The sequence below is a fragment of the Denitratisoma oestradiolicum genome (assembly GCF_902813185.1).
Taxonomy (GTDB): Bacteria; Pseudomonadota; Gammaproteobacteria; order Burkholderiales; family Rhodocyclaceae; genus Denitratisoma; species Denitratisoma oestradiolicum.
The window spans coordinates 2,203,770-2,221,337 of record NZ_LR778301.1 but is presented as its reverse complement, the minus strand read 5'-3'; the positions used below and the strand labels follow the sequence as shown (position 1 = coordinate 2,221,337).

Sequence of the window (17,568 nt, the reverse complement as noted above, 5' to 3'; positions counted from 1 at the left end):
CTGCCTTGAGCCCGCCGTCTCGAACCGGACACGCTGGAATGCTAGCCTGGAATCTTGTGGTGTGTCAATTGCTATAATATATCTTATATAAGACACAAATCAGATGATGGACATCTGGAGGATTTTATGATCGAATGCGCGCCATGGTCGCGGAGTCCCCCACTTTTAGCCCTCTCTACCGCCAAATCAAGAGCTTGATTCTGCAAGGTCTGGAATCAGGAGAATGGCGGCCGGGGGAGGCTATTCCCAGCGAATCCGATCTGGCGATCCGATTCAATGTGAGTCAGGGGACGGTACGCAAGGCTATTGATGAGATGGCCGCTGAAAACCTGCTGATCCGCAAGCAGGGGAAGGGTACTTTCGTGGCCAGTCATGCCGACCCCCGTGCCTTTTTCCGTTTTCTGCGTCTGGTGCCCCTTGCCGGGGGCGTCGAACAATCCACTTCCAGGCCCCTGGAGTGCTGGCGTGCCAAGGCAGGTACGGAAGCGGCGCGGGTACTGCAACTCAAGCTGGGCGACGCCATCATCATCGTGCGGCGATTGCTCCAATTTTCGAACCGGCCCGTGGTGGTCGATGAAATCTACTTGCCCGGCGAAATTTTTTCCGGCCTGTCCCTGGAAGTGTTAAAGGACTGGCAGGGCTCCCTCTACAGCTTGTTTGAAACTCGTTTTGGCGTGCGCATGATTCGCGCCGAGGAGCGCATTCGTGCCGTGGCGGCGGATCGCAACAGCGCTGAACTGCTCGGTGTGGATGATGGCAGCCCGCTGTTATCGGTGGAGCGGGTCAGCTTTACCTACGGCGACCGCCCGGTGGAATGGCGGCGGGGCCTTTACTCCACAGCCGAGCACTACTATCTCAACGAGTTAGGCTGAACAGACGGCAGGGTCGAGGCGATATAATCAACCCCTTTTTTGAAGTTGCGGCGCCATTGGGGCTGCATGTTTTGGGAGAACGAGCGATATGCCAGAAATCACAATAAAGCAGCGTCCGAAATTCTTGACGCTATGGGAGATTCGTTTGCCGATTCCCGGCATCGTCTCGATTCTGCATCGAGTCAGCGGTGCCGGTCTGTTCCTGGCCTTGCCCTTCCTGCTTTGCCTGCTCCAGCTTTCCCTGGGGTCCGCCGAGAATATCCTGACCTTCAAACAGGTCACCGGCAACCTGCTGGTCAAACTGGTGCTGTTTGGCCTGTGCTGGGCCTATATCCATCACTTCTGCGCCGGCATCCGTTTCCTGCTGATGGATGTTCATGTGGGTGTCGATAAGGCGCCGTCCCGGGCCTCGGCCAAGGCTGTGCTGGTGGTGAGCCTGGGCCTCACCGCCCTTGTTGCCATGAAATTTCTGGGGGTGTTCTGAGATGCAATCCCGTATCGTTGTCGGTGCCCACTACGGGCTCAAGGACTGGCTGGCCCAGCGCATCACCGCCGTGGTCATGGCCGTCTATACCCTGGTTCTTGCCGTGGCCCTGCTGTTTTGCGGCGTCGCCGAATCCTCGGAAAGCTGGCATGCCTTCATGAGCAACGGCTACATGCGCTTCATCACGCCGCTGTTCGTGATTTCCCTCTGCTACCACGCCTGGATCGGTGTGCGTGACCTTTGGATGGATTACGTCAAGTGCGCCGCGCTACGCCTGACGCTGCATGTGTTGACCATCCTGGTCCTGGCCGGCTACGCCGTCTGGGGTGTGCAGATTCTGTGGAGGCTGTGAGAGTGACTTATACCGTACGAAAATTTGATGCTGTGATCGTGGGCGCCGGCGGCGCCGGCCTGCGGGCGGCGATCCAATTGTCCGAAGCCGGCTTGAAGACGGCCGTTCTTTCCAAGGTATTCCCTACCCGTTCCCATACGGTGGCGGCTCAGGGCGGCGTCGCCGCATCCCTGGGCAACTCCGAGGAGGATCACTGGCACTGGCACATGTACGACACGGTCAAGGGCTCGGACTGGCTCGGCGACCAGGATGCCATTGAATTCATGTGCCGCAAGGCCAACGAAGTGGTGGTAGAGCTGGAACACTACGGCATGCCCTTCGACCGCCTGGACAATGGCAAGATTTATCAGCGCCCCTTCGGCGGTCACATGTCGAACTTCGGCGAGAAGCCGGTGCGTCGTTCCTGCGCCGCCGCCGACCGTACTGGTCACGCCATGCTGCATGCCATGTATCAGCGCAACGTCAAGGCCAATACCCAGTTCTTCGTCGAGTGGCAGGCTCTGGACCTGATCCGCGACGACGAAGGTGATGTCCAGGGCGTGACCGCCATGGACATGGAAACCGGTGAAGTCGTTGCCTTCCATGCCCGCGCCACGATCTTCGCCACCGGCGGCGCCGGTCGCATCTTCCATTCCTCCACCAACGCCTTCATCAACACCGGCGACGGCCTGGGCATGGCGGCTCGCGCCGGCATCCCCCTGGAAGACATGGAGTTCTGGCAGTTCCATCCCACCGGCGTGGCCGGTGCCGGTGTGCTGATCACCGAAGGAGTGCGCGGCGAAGGCGGCATCCTGCGCAACAGCAGTGGCGAGCGCTTCATGGAGCGCTACGCGCCAAACGCCAAGGATCTGGCTTCCCGCGATGTGGTGTCCCGCGCCATGGTGACCGAAATCAACGAAGGCCGAGGCTGTGGCCCCAACAAGGACTTCGTGCTGCTCGACATCACCCACCTGGACCCGGCCACCATCATGAAGCGGCTGCCCGGTATCCGCGAGATCGGTCTCCAGTTCGCCAGCGTGGATTGCATCAAGGAGCCCCTGCCCGTGGTGCCCACCTGCCACTACCAGATGGGGGGCATTCCCACTAACTATCATGGCCAGGTGGTGCTGGGCACCGATCAGGTGGTGAATGGCTTCTACGCTGCCGGCGAATGCGCCTGCGCCTCGGTGCACGGTGCCAATCGGCTGGGTACCAACTCCCTGCTGGACCTGCTGGTGTTCGGCAAGTCTGCCGGTGAAACTGCGGTGGAGGATCTGCAAAAGGGCCGGGCACACAAGCCCCTCCATACCGCTTCCATCGACAAGACCATGGCTCGTCTGGATCGCCTCAACAACCAGAAGGGCGGGGCCAACGTCCATGAGACACGGCTGACCATGCAACGAACCATGCAGAAACATGCCGGCGTGTTCCGCTTCAGCGACCTGCTCAAGGCCGGTGTCACGGAAATCCTTAAGGTGGCTGACGACGTGGCCAGGACCGAGATCAAGGACAAGTCCAAGATATTCAACATGGCCCGCATCGAGGCATTGGAACTGGACAACCAGATCGAAGTGGCCAAGGCCACCATGATTTCCGCCGAGGCCCGCAAGGAATCCCGCGGCGCCCATGTGCGTGACGATGCTCTCGATACCGCCGAGACTCCCGACGGTCGTGATGACAAGAACTGGCTCAAGCACACCCTGTGGCACCGGGACGGCAACCGTCTCGAGTACAAGGCCGTGAAGATGAAGCCGCTGTCCGTGGATACCATCGAGCTGAAGAAGCGGGCTTACTGAGAGGAACTTAGCGATGACGACTCGTACCATTCAATTCAGGATTTACCGCTACGATCCGGACAGGGACGCCAAGCCCTACATGCAGGACATTTCCGTCGAGTGCGACTCCACGGACAAGAAGCTGCTGGATGCCATGGTCAAGCTCAAGGCCAAGGACGACTCCCTGTCCTTCCGCCGCTCCTGCCGTGAGGGTGTCTGCGGCTCCGACGCCATGAACATCAATGGCAAGAACGGTCTGGCCTGTCTCCAGGACATCGACTCCCTGAAGCAGCCCATCGTGCTGCGTCCGCTGCCCGGCCTGCCCGTGGTGCGCGACCTGATCGTGGACATGACCCAGTTTTTCAAACAGTACCACTCGATCAAGCCCTACCTGATCAACAACGATCCGCCTCCGGAACGGGAGCGGCTCCAGTCCCCCGAGGACCGGGAGGAGTTGAACGGACTCTACGAGTGCATCCTTTGCGCCTGCTGTTCGACATCCTGCCCCTCCTTCTGGTGGAATCCGGACAAGTTCGTCGGTCCCGCCGGCCTACTGGCGGCTTATCGCTTCATCGCCGATACACGGGATCAGGCCACCAACGAGCGTCTGGACAACCTGAATGACCCGTATCGCCTGTTCCGCTGCCACAGCATCATGAACTGTGTCGATGTCTGCCCCAAGGGCTTGAACCCCACCAAGGCCATCGGCAAGATCAAGGACATGATGGTTCGGCGCGCAATCTGACGACGGGCGTGGAAAACATAGTGAATCAGGACAGGAGCGCACGGCTGGGCCGATTACGCTGGCACTGTCGGCGCGCTCTGCTGGAACTGGATCTGGTTTTCCAGCGATTCTGGCAACAGGTGGGTGACGACCTGGACGAAAGGACAGAGGCGGCCCTGACCCGGCTGCTGGTACTGGAAGATCATGATCTGTGGGAACTGGTGAGCGGTCGTGCCGACACCAATGACTTGGAACTGAAACAGATGGTCGAGCGCCTGCGTCAGGTTTGACGCAAGCCAACGGCCTGGATAGATGGTTGAACTATAGGGATACTCAAAATGACGCAACGCACCGCAACCCTGACTGTCGATGGCAATACATCGGAATACCCGGTGATGTCCGGCACCCATGGCAACGATGTGATCGACATTCGTTCGCTGGGTGGCAAGACCGGCATGTTTACCTACGACTCGGGCTTTCTTTCCACCTCGAGTTGCCAGTCCAGGATCACCTTCATCGATGGCGACAAGGGCGAACTGCTCTATCGTGGCTACCCCATCGAGCAACTGGCCGAGAACTGCAACTTCCTCGAAGTCACCTATCTGCTGAAGAATGGCGAGCTGCCCAACGCTGCCCAGAAGTCAGATTTCGAGAACACCATCAAGAACCACACGATGGTGCATGAACAGTTGGTGAAGTTCTTCCAGGGCTTTCGTCGCGACGCTCATCCCATGGCCGTCATGGTGGGCGTGGTGGGCGCCCTGTCGGCCTTCTACCATGATGCGATGGACACCTCGGATGCCGAGCATCGCAGCATCAGCTTCAATCGCATCGTCGCCAAGATTCCGACCATCGTGGCCATGGCCTACAAGTACTCCATGGGCCAGCCCTTCATGTATCCCCGCAACGACCTGGATTACACCGCCAATTTCATGCATATGATGTTCGGTACTCCCTGCGAGGAATACAAGCCGAACCCGGTGCTGGTGCGTGCCCTGGACGTGATCTTCACCCTGCACGCCGATCATGAGCAGAATGCCTCCACCTCCACGGTGCGTCTGGCGGGCTCCTCCGGTGCCAATCCCTTCGCTTGCATTGCCGCCGGCATTGCCTGCCTGTGGGGCCCATCCCACGGTGGCGCCAACGAGGCCTGCCTGACCATGCTGGAGGAAATTGGTGACGTGTCCCGTGTCGGCGAGTACATCAAGCGTGCCAAGGACAAGAACGACAGCTTCAAGCTGATGGGCTTCGGGCACCGCGTCTATAAGAACTTCGACCCCCGCGCCAAGCTGATGGGCAAGGTCTGCGCCGAGGTTCTGGGCGAACTGGGCCTGGAGAACGATCGCCTGTTCAAGCTGGCCAAGGAACTGGAAAAGATCGCCCTGGAAGACGACTACTTCGTGCAGAAGAAGCTCTACCCCAATGTGGACTTCTACTCCGGCATCGTGCAGCGAGCCCTGGGCATCCCCACCTCCATGTTCACCTGCATCTTTGCCCTGGCCCGCACCGTGGGCTGGATGACCCAGTGGGAGGAGATGGTCACCGATCCGGAATACAAGATTGGTCGACCGCGCCAGTTGTATATCGGCGCGGCGCGACGAGACGTTCCGCCAATCACAAAAAGATAATAAAAAATAAAAAAATCGATAAAACAGGGGGCAGGCAACTGCCCCTGTTTTTTTACCGCAGGAATTCCTATCACCCCATCAAGGTGAATACATGATGAAGCAGATGCTCTCCAACTCGTATCTTTTCGGCACCAACGCGCCTTTCATCGAGGAGCTCTACGAAACCTACCTGGCCAACCCGGCCGCCGTCGACCCCGCCTGGCGCGACTACTTCGACAAGCTGTCCACCCTGCCGGGGGCCGGCAACTATACCGGCCCCGACGTGGCCCATGCGCCCATCGTCGCATCCTTCGCCCAGCGGGCCAAGGATGGCACGCTACAGTCTTCGGCCCGGGCCTCCGAATCCAGCGACAAGCAGGTCAAGGTATTGCAACTGATCAATGCCTACCGCTTCCTGGGCAACCGCTGGGCGCAACTGGATCCCCTGAAGCGAGCCGAGCGTCCCCAGGTGGCCGAACTGGAGCCGTCCTTCTACGGCTTCACCGAGGCCGACCTGGGCCAGACCTTCAAGACCGGCTCCTTCGCCACGGCCACCGGCAGCGAGCAGGCAACCCTGCGCGAGATTCTGGAGGCCGCCCGTCAGACCTATTGCGGCACCGTAGGCGCCGAGTACATGTACATGAGCGACGTGACCCAGAAGCGCTGGATCCAGGCCAAACTGGAGCCCCTGCGGTCCACCCCCCGCTATAGCGCCGAGGAACGCAAGCGCTTCCTGGAGCGCCTGACTGCTGCGGAAACCCTGGAACGTTATCTGCACACCCGCTACGTCGGCCAGAAACGCTTCTCCCTGGAAGGTGGGGAATCCACCATCGTCGCCATGGATCAACTGATCCGCACCGCCGGCACCCATGGGGTGCAGGAAATCGTGATCGGCATGGCCCACCGGGGCCGTCTCAATATGCTGGTCAACACCCTGGGCAAGGCGCCCGCAATGCTGTTCTCCGAATTCGAGGGCAAGCACGCCGCGGACCTGACTGCCGGCGACGTCAAGTATCACATGGGCTTCTCCTCCGATGTGGCCACGCCGGGCGGACCGGTACACCTGACCCTGGCCTTCAACCCCTCCCACCTGGAGATCGTCAATCCAGTGGTGACCGGTTCGGTCTATTCCCGTCAGCGTCGGCGCAAGGACGAGGCGGGCAATCAGGTCCTGGCCGTGCTGCTGCATGGTGACGCGGCGGTGGCGGGGCAGGGCGTCAATCAGGAGATGCTCAACTTCTCCAGCACCCGGGGCTATGGCACCGGCGGCTCGGTCCATGTCGTGGTCAACAACCAGATTGGCTTCACCACCTCCGATCCCAGGGATTATCGTTCTTCCCTTTATTGCACCGACATCTTCAAGATGATCGAGGCGCCCATCTTCCATGTGAACGGAGACGATCCGGAGGCGGTGGCCCTGGTGACCCAGATCGCCATGGAATTCCGCCAGGAATTCAAGAAGGACGTGGTGATCGACCTGGTCTGTTTCCGCAAGCTGGGCCACAACGAGCAGGACGAACCCATGGTGACCCAACCCCTGATGTACAAGAAGGTGCAGGCCCATCCCGGCACCCGCCGCGTCTATGCCGACCGGCTGGTGGCCCAGGGTGTCTGCGGCGCCGAGGAGCCGGAGCAGATCATCAAGGACTACCGGGCCGCCCTGGACCGGGGCGAGCTGCTCTACAACCCGGTGCTGGCCAACCATGTGCGGGAATTCGCCACCGACTGGACGCCCTTTGTCGGACAGAAATACACCGACGAGTGCAATACCCAGGTGCCCATGGCCGACCTGAAGCGTCTGGCGACGGCCCTCACCACGGTTCCCGCCGATTTCACGCTGCACTCCCGGGTCCAGAAAATCATCGACGACAGACGCCAGATGGGCGAAGGCAAACTGCCTCTCGACTGGGGGATGGGGGAAAACCTGGCCTATGCCACCCTGGTGCGGCAGGGTTACGGCGTACGGATCTCCGGCGAGGATTGTGGCCGGGGCACCTTCTTCCACCGCCACGCAGTGCTCCACGACCAGAACCGGGAGCGTTGGGATGCCGGCAACTACGTGCCCCTCCAGCATATCGATGCCAAGCAGGCCCCCTTTGTCGTGATCGATTCCGTGCTGTCGGAGGAAGCGGTGCTGGCCTTTGAATACGGCTACTCCACGACGGAGCCCAACGAGCTGGTGGTCTGGGAAGCCCAGTTCGGCGACTTCGCCAATGGCGCCCAGGTGGTATTCGACCAGTTCATCGCCTCCGGCGAAGCCAAATGGGGCCGGCTCTCCGGCCTCACCATGATGCTGCCCCACGGCTACGAAGGCCAGGGACCGGAGCATTCCTCGGCCCGCATCGAGCGCTACATGCAGCTTTGCGCCGAGCAAAACTGGCAGGTGGCGATTCCCTCCACCCCGGCCCAGATCTATCACCTGCTGCGGCGCCAGATGTTGCGCAAGCTTCGGAAGCCCCTGGTGATCATCACGCCCAAGTCCCTGCTGCGCCACAAGGATGCCGTCTCCTCCCTGGAGGAACTGGCCCTGGGCCAGTTCCAGACGGTGATCGGCGAGACCGACGAGATGGACCCGAAGAAGGTGACCCGTGTGCTGGTCTGCGCCGGCAAGCTCTACTACGAGCTGCTGGCCCACCGTCGCGAGCAGAACATCAGGAATACCGTGATCCTGCGCCTGGAACAGCTCTATCCCTTCCCCACCGAGGCACTGGCGGCGGAGATCGCCAAGTATCCCAAGGCCAAGGAAGTGGTCTGGGTCCAGGAGGAGCCTCGCAATCAGGGCATGTGGTACTGGTTTGCCTCCCGCAACCACCTGGTACGCCATGTGGAGCGCCCTGGCCAGGAACTGTTCCTGGTGGCGCGACCGGCTTCCGCTTCCCCCGCCGTGGGCTATTACGCCAAACACAACGCCCAACAGAAGGCTGTCATCGAAGGCGCGTTTGGCGCCCTCAAGTCGCCCGTCTAACGCGCATGGTCGCCCGAAAATGCGCGAAGGCAAATTGAACGCCCCCCACCCCCATCCCCGCCCCAGGGCGGGGCTACCCATCGGTTCGCTACGCTCGACGGTTACCCCCGGCTCCGTTGATGCTTTTTCACGTTAACCCCTACAGAACGAGAGATCTATCATGCTGATCGAAGTCAAAGTTCCGCAGTTGTCCGAGTCGGTCGCCGAAGCGACCCTGGTCAGTTGGCACAAGAAGGCCGGTGAGGCCGTCGCCCGTGACGAAAACCTGATCGACATCGAAACCGACAAGGTGGTGCTCGAACTGCCAGCCCCTGGCACCGGTGTGCTGGTGGAGATCATCAAGGCCGATGGCGCCTCCGTGGTTTCCGGCGAGGTGATCGCCCGCATCGATACCGAAGCCCAGGCCGGGGCTGCAGCTCCCGCGCCGGCAGCCAAGCCGGCTGCCGTTGCTCCCGCTGCGCCTGTTGCCGCCGCGCCCCAGGTGATGCCCGCTGCCCGCAAGCTGATGGAGGAAAAGGGCCTCGGCGCCGCCGATGTGACTGGCACTGGTCGGGGAGGGCGCATCCTCAAGGAAGACGTGACGGGAACCGCCCGGCCCGCCGCTCCTCCCGCACCGGTTGCCGCTCCCATGGCAAGCGCGCCGGCCCGGCCGGCCCTGGCCCAGCCCACTGCGGTGAATGTGGAGAACATCCTGGCCGACCGTCCCGAGCAGCGGGTGCCCATGAGCCGCCTGCGCGCACGGGTGGCCGAGCGTCTGCTCCAGTCCCAGGCCCAGAACGCCATTCTGACCACCTTCAACGAGGTCAACATGGCGCCGGTGATGGACCTGCGCAACAAGTACAAGGACAAGTTCGAGAAGGAACACGGGGTCAAGCTGGGCTTCATGTCCTTCTTCGTCAAGGCCGCCGTCGCCGCCCTGAAGAAGTTCCCGGTGCTGAACGCCTCGGTGGACGGCAATGACGTTGTCTATCACGGCTACTTCGACATCGGCATCGCCGTGGGCAGTCCTCGGGGCCTGGTGGTGCCCATCCTGCGCAATGCCGACCAGATGAGCCTGGCCCAGATCGAGCAGAAGATCGCCGAGTTCGGCCAAAAGGCCAAGGATGGCAAGCTCTCCCTGGAGGACATGACCGGCGGCACCTTCTCCATTTCCAACGGCGGCGTCTTCGGCTCCATGCTGTCCACCCCCATCATCAACCCGCCCCAGTCGGCGATCCTGGGCATCCACGCCACCAAGGACCGGGCCGTGGTGGAGAACGGCCAGATCGTGATCCGCCCCATGAACTACCTGGCCATGTCCTACGATCACCGCATCATCGACGGCCGCGAAGCCGTGCTGGGCCTGGTGGCCATGAAGGACGCCCTGGAAGACCCGGCGCGCCTGCTGCTGGATTTGTAATCGAACTAGGAATCCGACATGTCTAAACAATTCGAAGTGGTCGTTATCGGCGCTGGCCCTGGCGGCTATGTAGCCGCGATCCGCGCCGCCCAGCTGGGCCTGTCCGCCGCCTGTGTGGAGTCCGAGTCCTACGCCGATCCCAAGGGCGAGGTTCGCCTCGGCGGCACCTGCCTCAACGTGGGCTGCGTGCCCTCCAAGGCATTGCTCCAGTCTTCCGAACTCTTTGATCAGGCCAACCACTCCTTCGTCATGCACGGCATCTCCACCGAAGGGGTGAAGATGGACGTGGCCACCATGGTCCGGCGCAAGGACAACATCGTCGGCCAGTTGACCCAGGGCATCAAGGGCCTGTTCAAGAAGAACAAGGTCACCCTGCTGTCGGGCCATGGCCGCTTTGTTGGTCAGGAGAACGATCTGTGGCAGATCGAAGTGGCCGGCAAGGACGGCAGCGAGATCGTGGAGGCCAAACATGTGATCGTCGCCACCGGCTCCAAGCCCCGTCATCTGGACGGCATCCCGGTGGATAACAAGATCATTTGTGACAACGCCGGGGCACTGTCCTTTGATGCCGTGCCCAAGCGTTTGGGGGTGATCGGTGCCGGGGTGATTGGCCTGGAACTGGGGTCCGTCTGGAAACGCCTGGGTTCCGAGGTCACCATTCTGGAAGCACTGCCGGATTTCCTCGCCGCCGCCGACCAGGCCGTGGCCAAGGAAGCTTGGAAGGTGTTCACCCGCAAGCAGGGCCTCGACATCCAGTTGGGCGCCAGAATCGGCAAGGTGACCGTGGACAAGAAGGGCGTCACTGTCGCCTATGAAACCGCAGACGAAGCCCGTACCCTCCAATGTGACCGCCTGATCGTTTCCGTTGGTCGCGTACCCAATACCGACAATCTGGGGGCCGACAACGTGGGCCTGAAGATCGACGAGCGGGGCCGCATCGAGGTGAATGATCATTGCCAGACCAACCTGCCCAATGTCTGGGCCGTGGGCGATGTGGTGCGGGGACCGATGCTGGCCCACAAGGGCATGGAGGAGGGCGTCATGGTGGCCGAGCGCATCGTCGGTCAGGCCGGCCATGTCAATTACGACGCCATTCCCTGGGTCATGTACACCCATCCGGAAATCGCCTGGGTGGGCAAGACCGAGGAACAGTTGACGAACGAAGGCGTCGAATACCGGGCCGGCCAGATTCCTTTTGCCGCCAATGGTCGTGCCCTGGGTCAGGGCGATACCACTGGCTTCGTCAAGGTGCTGGCCTGCGCCAGGACCGACCGCATCCTGGGCGTCCATGTGATTGGTAACAACGCCTCCGAGCTGATCGCCGAGGCCGTGGTGGCCGTCGAATTCGGTGCTTCCAGCGAAGACCTGGCCCGCATCTGCCATGCCCACCCGACCCTGTCCGAGGTGATGCACGAGGCGGCCCTGGCGGTGGACAAGCGTCCCCTGCATTTCTAGCAGCGGTTCCCCTCCGGGGAGCGTGGGCACCGCAGGGTGGCGTTGCCGTTCCCCGGTCTGAAAGCTTCAGGTTTTTCCATGTTGAAAGCATTTCATAAAATATGCGCCGAGCGGGGCATCATCCCCGACCCGGCCCAGCAGGCTGCGGCAGAACGGCTGAACGATCTTCATCGGCGGCTGCTGAATTTCAAGCAGGCCCGCAGCAACAGCTTCAAGAAGCTGATCTCCCGCGCCACGCCTCCCCGGGGCCTGTATTTCTGGGGCGGTGTGGGCCGGGGCAAGAGCTTCCTGATGGACGCCTTCTATGAGGCCGTGCCCTATCGGCGCAAGCGCCGGGTGCATTTCCACGCCTTCATGCATGAAGTGCATGAGGCCCTGAAGCGTCACAGAAAGGAGTCGGACCCCCTGATGCGGGTGGCGGCGGAGATCGCCCGTCAGGTGCGGTTGCTCTGTTTCGACGAGTTCCATGTGTCGGACATCGCCGATGCCATGATCCTGGGCCGGCTGGTTTCCAGCCTGCTGGAACAGGGCGTGGTGGTGGTCACCACCTCCAACTATCCCCCCGACGGCTTGTACCCCAACGGTCTGCAACGACAGTTGTTCCTGCCCACCATCGCCCTGCTCAAGCAGCAGCTCGATGTGCTGGAGGTGGATGGAGGCATCGATTACCGGCTACGTACCCTGGAGCGCATCGAGACCTTTCTGGTGCCCGCCGATGTCGAAGCCGAAGCCAGGATGGCGGGGGATTTTCGCGAGATTGCCGGCAGCGAGGGGCAGCGGATCCCCATCGACATCCTGGAACGCAGCGTGCCGGTGCGGCGCCGTGCCGATGGCGTGATCTGGTTCGATTTCGACGTGCTCTGCGGCGGTGCCCGCTCCCAGAACGACTACCTGGAACTGGCTCGGGAACACCATACCCTGATGCTGTCCAACATGCCCAGGCTGAGCCGCGAGCAGGCCTCAGAAGCCCGGCGCTTCACCTGGCTGGTGGACGTGCTCTATGATCATCGGGTCAAGTTCATCGTCAGCGCGGCGGTGGAACCGGAACAGCTTTACCTGGAAGGCCCCCAGGCCGAGGAATTCAAACGCACCGTCAGCCGCCTGGTGGAAATGCGCTCCCGGGAGTACCTTGCCGAAGCCCACCGTACCGATTGATCAGCCCCGTTCAGGGGATCAGCACTGCCGCCCCCTGGAGCTCGCTGCGCCGCAGTCGGGTTTGGGCCTCGACAGCCCGGACGAGGGGGAAACGGGTCACTTCCGTGCGCACGGGCACCTGGGGAGCCAGAGCCAGGAAATCCAGGCCGTCCTGGCGGGTCAGGTTGGCCACCGAGCAGAGACTGCGTTCCCCCCAGAGCAATTCGTAGGGAAAAGCGGGGATGTCGCTCATGTGGATACCGGCGCAGACTACCCGACCGCCCTTTCTCAGCGTTGCCAGGGCCGCCGGTACCAGGGAGCCCACGGCGGCGAAGATCAGGGCTGCATCCAGAGGCCGGGGCGGCGCCTGCATAGAACCGCCGGCCCAGGTGGCGCCGAGGCCCAGGGCAAAGGCCTGGCTGGCGTGATCATCTTCTTTAGTGAAGGCATAGACCTCCCGCCCCTGCCAGCGGGCTACTTGGCAGACAATATGAGCTGCGGCCCCGAAGCCATATAGCCCGATGTGCCGGGCGTCGCCGGCCATGGACAGTGCTCGATAGCCAATCAGGCCGGCGCAGAGCAGGGGAGCCAGCAATGCCGCATCAGCGGTTTCATCCAGGGGAAAGCAGTAGCGCTCGTCGGCCAGACAGAATTCGGCATAGCCTCCGTCGATCTGGCAGCCGGTGAAGCGTGCCTCGGTGCAGAGGTTCTCCCGGTCGTGACGGCAGAACTCGCATCGGCCACAGGTCCAGCCCAGCCAGGGTACGCCGACGCGCTGGCCGGGGGCAAAGGTCGTGACCCCGTCGCCCAGGGCCGCGACGCGGCCGACGATCTCATGGCCGGGCACGACCGGGTAGCGGGCCTGGGGCAGCTCACCATCGGCCAGATGGATATCGGTGCGGCATACACCGCAGGCCTCGACCCGTAGCAGCACCTGATGGGATGCCGCCCGGAGCATGGGGCGGCTTTGTGCCTCAAGGGGGGCATGGGGGCGTTGTTGAGTCATGGCCAGAAAATTCGTGGGGAACATCACCAACTCCTTCATGAGGCAGTCTCTTGCACTCCATCAATATTCGCTGGCCCCGGCACCCCGTCAAGCCTGGCGACGGATACTTTTTTCTGTGGACTTTTTTCGCAAGGCCTCAGTTAGAATCAAATCACGCTCACCTTCTTCGGAGGGGACATGCTGCACACAGGACAACCAGCACCCGGTTTCAGCCTTCCCGACTCGGACATGGAGTATTTCGACTTCGAGTCCCTGCGGGGGCACCAACATGTGGTGCTTTTTTTCTACCCTCGGGATGGCACGCCGCTGTGCGCCCAGGAAGCCATCGATTTCAGCGACCATGAGGAGGAATTCAAGCGTCTCGGTTGCCAGATCATCGGTGTATCCCGGGACGATTTCCTCAGCCATGCCGATTTTCGCGATCGATTTGGTCTGTCGGTTCGGCTGCTCTCCGATGTGGAAGGGGAAGTCTGCCGGAAATACGGGGTGTGTCAGATGCGCGAAAAGGACGGTCATCGCAAGCTCTGCGTGATCCGCTCCACCTTCATCATCGACCGGGACGGCATCATCCGCCACGCCTTCTATGGCATCACACCCAAGGGGCACGCCGCGACGGTCTATCAACTCGTCAAGGAACTCAACGGTTCCGGAAAGCACTCATGCAAATCCAAAAAAACTCTGTCGTCACATTGAACTACCGGGTCGTCGATAGTGATGGCAATCCGGTGGACGAGGGTGCTGAACCCCTCGTTTATCTGCACGGCGGCTATGGCGGCATCTTCGATGTGATCGAGGAGGCCCTGCATGGCAAGGCTCAGGGCGACAAGTTGGAGGTTCACCTGGAACCGGAGGACGCCTTTGGCGATTACGACGCCGAACTGGTGCTGATCGAGTCCCGCAACCTGTTCCCCGAGAATATCGAGGTGGGCATGCAGTTCGAACGGGCCAGCGAGGACGGCGAGGACGACGAGCTCTACACCATCACCGACATAGCCGACGACAAGGTGGTGGTGGATGGCAACCATCCCCTGGCCGGCATCGCGCTGCACTTCTCCTGCACCGTGACTGATGTGCGTCCGGCCACCCAGGAAGAAATCGGTCACGGCCACGTGCACGGCCCCCAGGGACACCATCACTGATTTGCAGGATTCCTTCCGGGATGCGTGGCATCCTGGAAGGGTGAAGTCTCCGCTATCCCAATAAATGCTTCAGGGCATAGAGTCGTTCCAGGGCCTCTCGGGGGCTCAGGGCGTCGGGATCGGTCTCCCCCAGGGCACTCAGGGCCGGATGTTCCGTGCACGGGCTTTCCGGCTCCGGCTCGCTCATTGGTGCGAACAGGTCCGTCTGGGGACCGGCGGCGATCTGGGCGTTTTCCAGTTGGGTCAGCCGCCGCTTGGCGTCCCGCACCACTGCGCCGGGAATCCCTGCCAATGCCGCCACCTGGATGCCGTAGCTCTGGGAGGCAGGGCCTTCCTCCACCGCGTGCATGAAAATGATGCGATGGCCGTGCTCCACCGCGTCCAGATGCACATTGGCGCAGCCCGGATAGTCCTGGGCCAGCCGCGTCAGCTCGAAGTAATGGGTTGCAAAGAGGGTCAGAGCCCGGTTCTTCTCGATCAGGTGGCGGGCGATGGCAAAGGCCAGGGCCAGGCCGTCGAAGGTGGAGGTGCCGCGGCCGATCTCGTCCATCAGCACCAGGGATCTTTCCGTGGCACCATGGAGAATAGCTGCGGCCTCGGTCATTTCCACCATGAAGGTGGAGCGGCCCGAGGCCAGATCGTCGGAAGCGCCGATGCGGGTGTGGATGGCGTCCAAGGGACCCAGTACGCAACGCCGGGCTGGCACGAAGGCGCCGCAGTGGGCCAGCAGGGCGATCAGGGCCGTCTGCCGCATGTAGGTGGACTTGCCCCCCATGTTGGGGCCGGTGATCAGCAACAGGCGGCGGCTGACGTCGAACCGGGTGTCGTTGGCGATGAAGCTCTCGCCGGCCTGACGCACCTGGGCCTCCACCACCGGATGACGCCCCTCCACGATATCCAGGCCCGGGGCCTCGCGGAATTCCGGCTGGCAGTAGTCGCAGCGGGCCGCGATATCGGCAAAGGCGCAGAGTCCGTCCAGCAGGGCCAGGGACCGGGCGATGGACTGTAGTCCCGGAATGGCGGTTGCCAGGGCCTCCAGCAGGGCCTCGTAGAGCTGCTTTTCCAGGGCCAGGGCGCGCTCGTTGGCGGACAGGGCCTTGTCCTCGAAGGCCTTCAGTTCCGGTGTGATGTAGCGCTCGGCATTCTTAAGGGTCTGGCGGCGCCGGTAGTCGTCGGGAATCTTGTCCCCATGGGCATGGGTGACCTCGATGTAGAAGCCATGGACCTTGTTGTATTCCACCTTGAGGCTGGGGATGCCGCTGCGTTCCTTTTCCCGCGCTTCCAGCTCCAGCAGGAATTGACCGCAATTGGCCTGGATGCCCCGTAGCTCGTCCAGATCAGGGTTATAGCCCGGCGCGATGACGCCCCCCTCCCGCAGCAGGGTCGAGGGTTCGAGGGCGACTGCTTGACCGAGCAGGGCCAGGCAGTCCTCGGGCTTGGCCAGCCGCGCCCCGATTTCCGCCAGCAGTTCGCTCCGGGGCGAGGCCAGGGCAGCCGCCAGGGCCGGTAGACGACCCAGACTGTCCCGCAGGGAGGACAGGTCCCGGGGACGGGCACTCTTCAGGGCGATGCGGGCGGTAATGCGCTCGATGTCGGCAATGCCTTTCAGCTCACGCCTCAGCTCGGGCAGAGGGCCGTCTCCCGCCGTCCCCATCAACTCCGACACCGCCTCATGGCGGGCCGCTGCTGCGGAACGGTCGGCCAGGGGGTGATGCAGGCAATGGCGTAGCCAGCGGGAACCCATGGCCGTGACGCAGCCGTCCAGCAGGGAAAGCAGGGTGGGAGCAGGTTCGCCGCGCAAAGTTTCGGTAATCTCCAGGTTGCGCCGGGTGGCCCCATCCAGACGCAGATAGACGCCTTCGTGCTCCACGGCGAGGCTGGTGACATGGGCCAGGGCCTGCATCTGGGTGCCTCGGGCGTACTGGTAGAGGGCGCCGGCGGCGGCCACCGCCAGGGGCAGACCCTCGGCGCCGAAGCCCGCCAGATCCCTCGCGCCGAAATGCTCCGCGAGCTGGCGCCGGGCCGATTCCGGATCGAAATGCCAGTCCGGCAGGCGCTTCAGGGTGGCCCGGACTTCGGGCGGGGCCGAGCGCAGGCCGTCGGGCAGCAGCAGCTCGGCCGGACGCAGGCGCTCCAACTGGGCCGGCAGGGTATCCAGTCTGGTTTCCATCAGACGGAAATCCCCGTTGGCCAGATTGAGCCAGGCCAGGCCCGCCTGCTGGCGCTCCACCACCAGGGCCAGCAACAGGCTGTCGGACTTGTCATCCAGCAGGGCCGCGTCGGTCAGGGTGCCGGGGGTGACGATGCGCACCACGGCCCGCTCCACCGGCCCCTTGCTGGTGGCCGGATCGCCGATCTGTTCGCAGATCGCCACCGACTCCCCCAACTTCACCAGCCGGGCCAGATACTGCTCCAGGGCGTGGAAGGGCACACCAGCCATGGGAATTGGCTTGCCCGCCGACTGGCCCCGGGTGGTCAGCGTGATGTCCAGCAGGCGGGCTGCCTTCTCCGCGTCCTCGTAGAACAGCTCGTAGAAGTCCCCCATGCGGTAGAGCAGCAGCAGGTCTGCGTTCTGCGCCTTGAGGCGCAGATACTGCTGCATCATCGGCGTGTGGCCGGGAGGGAGGGGGGAGGTATCGTTATTCATTGTTTTTAAGTGGAATGATTCGATTTCTCT

General features: G+C 62.4%; 15 protein-coding genes. 13 read left to right on the top strand and 2 right to left on the bottom strand.

Annotated elements, in window-relative coordinates; all coding sequences use genetic code 11:
* Positions 1 to 143 precede the first annotated feature (143 nt).
* From DENOEST_RS10190 to zapE, 11 genes are all read left to right on the top strand, one after another.
* Entirely contained in the window at positions 144 to 872 is a 729-nt protein-coding gene (locus tag DENOEST_RS10190; protein ID WP_145770950.1) for a GntR family transcriptional regulator, read from the top strand.
* A gap of 88 nt (positions 873 to 960) precedes the next feature.
* Positions 961 to 1,356, top strand: a complete 396-nt coding sequence (sdhC, locus tag DENOEST_RS10185; protein WP_145770861.1) for a succinate dehydrogenase, cytochrome b556 subunit — start codon at positions 961 to 963, stop codon at positions 1,354 to 1,356.
* A gap of 1 nt (position 1,357) precedes the next feature.
* Positions 1,358 to 1,708: a succinate dehydrogenase, hydrophobic membrane anchor protein gene (sdhD, locus tag DENOEST_RS10180; protein WP_145770860.1), complete on the top strand. Its 351-nt coding sequence runs from the start codon at positions 1,358 to 1,360 to the stop codon at positions 1,706 to 1,708.
* Between the two features lie 2 nt (positions 1,709 to 1,710).
* Positions 1,711 to 3,483 (top strand): succinate dehydrogenase flavoprotein subunit, encoded by a 1,773-nt coding sequence (gene sdhA / locus DENOEST_RS10175; RefSeq protein WP_145770859.1) that lies wholly within the window; start codon positions 1,711 to 1,713, stop codon positions 3,481 to 3,483.
* A 13-nt stretch (positions 3,484 to 3,496) separates the two neighbouring features.
* Positions 3,497 to 4,207: a succinate dehydrogenase iron-sulfur subunit gene (locus DENOEST_RS10170; RefSeq protein ID WP_145770858.1), complete on the top strand. Its 711-nt coding sequence runs from the start codon at positions 3,497 to 3,499 to the stop codon at positions 4,205 to 4,207.
* A gap of 20 nt (positions 4,208 to 4,227) precedes the next feature.
* Entirely contained in the window at positions 4,228 to 4,476 is a 249-nt protein-coding gene (locus DENOEST_RS10165; protein WP_197970582.1) for an FAD assembly factor SdhE, read from the top strand.
* Positions 4,477 to 4,524: 48 nt separating this feature from the next.
* Positions 4,525 to 5,814, top strand: coding sequence for a citrate synthase (gene gltA, locus DENOEST_RS10160; protein WP_145770857.1), 1,290 nt, complete (start codon positions 4,525 to 4,527; stop codon positions 5,812 to 5,814).
* A 94-nt stretch (positions 5,815 to 5,908) separates the two neighbouring features.
* Positions 5,909 to 8,758, top strand: a complete 2,850-nt coding sequence (locus DENOEST_RS10155; RefSeq protein ID WP_145770948.1) for a 2-oxoglutarate dehydrogenase E1 component — start codon at positions 5,909 to 5,911, stop codon at positions 8,756 to 8,758.
* Positions 8,759 to 8,918: 160 nt separating this feature from the next.
* A complete protein-coding gene (gene odhB / locus DENOEST_RS10150; protein WP_145770856.1) occupies positions 8,919 to 10,157 on the top strand; it encodes a 2-oxoglutarate dehydrogenase complex dihydrolipoyllysine-residue succinyltransferase in 1,239 nt (412 codons plus the stop codon).
* An 18-nt stretch (positions 10,158 to 10,175) separates the two neighbouring features.
* On the top strand, positions 10,176 to 11,612 hold the full coding sequence (gene lpdA / locus DENOEST_RS10145; RefSeq protein WP_145770855.1) for a dihydrolipoyl dehydrogenase: 1,437 nt from the start codon (positions 10,176 to 10,178) through the stop codon (positions 11,610 to 11,612).
* A gap of 78 nt (positions 11,613 to 11,690) precedes the next feature.
* Complete coding sequence (zapE, locus tag DENOEST_RS10140) at positions 11,691 to 12,767, top strand: cell division protein ZapE (protein ID WP_145770854.1); 1,077 nt, start codon at positions 11,691 to 11,693, stop codon at positions 12,765 to 12,767.
* Between the two features lie 10 nt (positions 12,768 to 12,777).
* Here zapE and DENOEST_RS10135 read toward each other — a convergent pair whose 3' ends face one another.
* Positions 12,778 to 13,776, bottom strand: coding sequence for a zinc-dependent alcohol dehydrogenase family protein (locus tag DENOEST_RS10135; RefSeq protein ID WP_211357691.1), 999 nt, complete (start codon positions 13,774 to 13,776; stop codon positions 12,778 to 12,780).
* 153 nt (positions 13,777 to 13,929) lie between these two features.
* Between DENOEST_RS10135 and DENOEST_RS10130 the strand changes: the two genes are divergently transcribed.
* Both DENOEST_RS10130 and DENOEST_RS10125 read left to right on the top strand, forming a co-directional pair.
* Entirely contained in the window at positions 13,930 to 14,445 is a 516-nt protein-coding gene (locus tag DENOEST_RS10130; RefSeq protein WP_145770853.1) for a peroxiredoxin, read from the top strand.
* Entirely contained in the window at positions 14,412 to 14,891 is a 480-nt protein-coding gene (locus tag DENOEST_RS10125; RefSeq protein ID WP_145770852.1) for an FKBP-type peptidyl-prolyl cis-trans isomerase, read from the top strand. The genes DENOEST_RS10130 and DENOEST_RS10125 overlap by 34 nt, the downstream gene beginning before the upstream one ends.
* Before the next feature lie 52 nt (positions 14,892 to 14,943).
* On the opposite strand, the gene mutS is transcribed toward DENOEST_RS10125, so the two are convergent.
* A complete protein-coding gene (mutS, locus tag DENOEST_RS10120; protein ID WP_232096489.1) occupies positions 14,944 to 17,538 on the bottom strand; it encodes a DNA mismatch repair protein MutS in 2,595 nt (864 codons plus the stop codon).
* Between the last annotated feature and the right edge of the window lie 30 nt (positions 17,539 to 17,568).

Excerpts from the sequence above, each read along its gene's own strand:
- DENOEST_RS10190 (WP_145770950.1), top strand. The coding sequence starts at position 144 with ATGGTCGCGGAGTCCCCCACTTTTAGCCCTCTCTACCGCCAAATCAAG.
- sdhC (WP_145770861.1), top strand. The coding sequence starts at position 961 with ATGCCAGAAATCACAATAAAGCAGCGTCCGAAATTCTTGACGCTATGG.
- sdhD (WP_145770860.1), top strand. The coding sequence starts at position 1,358 with ATGCAATCCCGTATCGTTGTCGGTGCCCACTACGGGCTCAAGGACTGG.
- DENOEST_RS10170 (WP_145770858.1), top strand. The coding sequence starts at position 3,497 with ATGACGACTCGTACCATTCAATTCAGGATTTACCGCTACGATCCGGAC.
- gltA (WP_145770857.1), top strand. The coding sequence starts at position 4,525 with ATGACGCAACGCACCGCAACCCTGACTGTCGATGGCAATACATCGGAA.
- DENOEST_RS10155 (WP_145770948.1), top strand. The coding sequence starts at position 5,909 with ATGAAGCAGATGCTCTCCAACTCGTATCTTTTCGGCACCAACGCGCCT.
- odhB (WP_145770856.1), top strand. The coding sequence starts at position 8,919 with ATGCTGATCGAAGTCAAAGTTCCGCAGTTGTCCGAGTCGGTCGCCGAA.
- lpdA (WP_145770855.1), top strand. The coding sequence starts at position 10,176 with ATGTCTAAACAATTCGAAGTGGTCGTTATCGGCGCTGGCCCTGGCGGC.
- zapE (WP_145770854.1), top strand. The coding sequence starts at position 11,691 with ATGTTGAAAGCATTTCATAAAATATGCGCCGAGCGGGGCATCATCCCC.
- DENOEST_RS10135 (WP_211357691.1), bottom strand. The coding sequence starts at position 13,776 with ATGTTCCCCACGAATTTTCTGGCCATGACTCAACAACGCCCCCATGCC.
- DENOEST_RS10130 (WP_145770853.1), top strand. The coding sequence starts at position 13,930 with ATGCTGCACACAGGACAACCAGCACCCGGTTTCAGCCTTCCCGACTCG.
- DENOEST_RS10125 (WP_145770852.1), top strand. The coding sequence starts at position 14,412 with ATGCAAATCCAAAAAAACTCTGTCGTCACATTGAACTACCGGGTCGTC.
- mutS (WP_232096489.1), bottom strand. The coding sequence starts at position 17,538 with ATGAATAACGATACCTCCCCCCTCCCTCCCGGCCACACGCCGATGATG.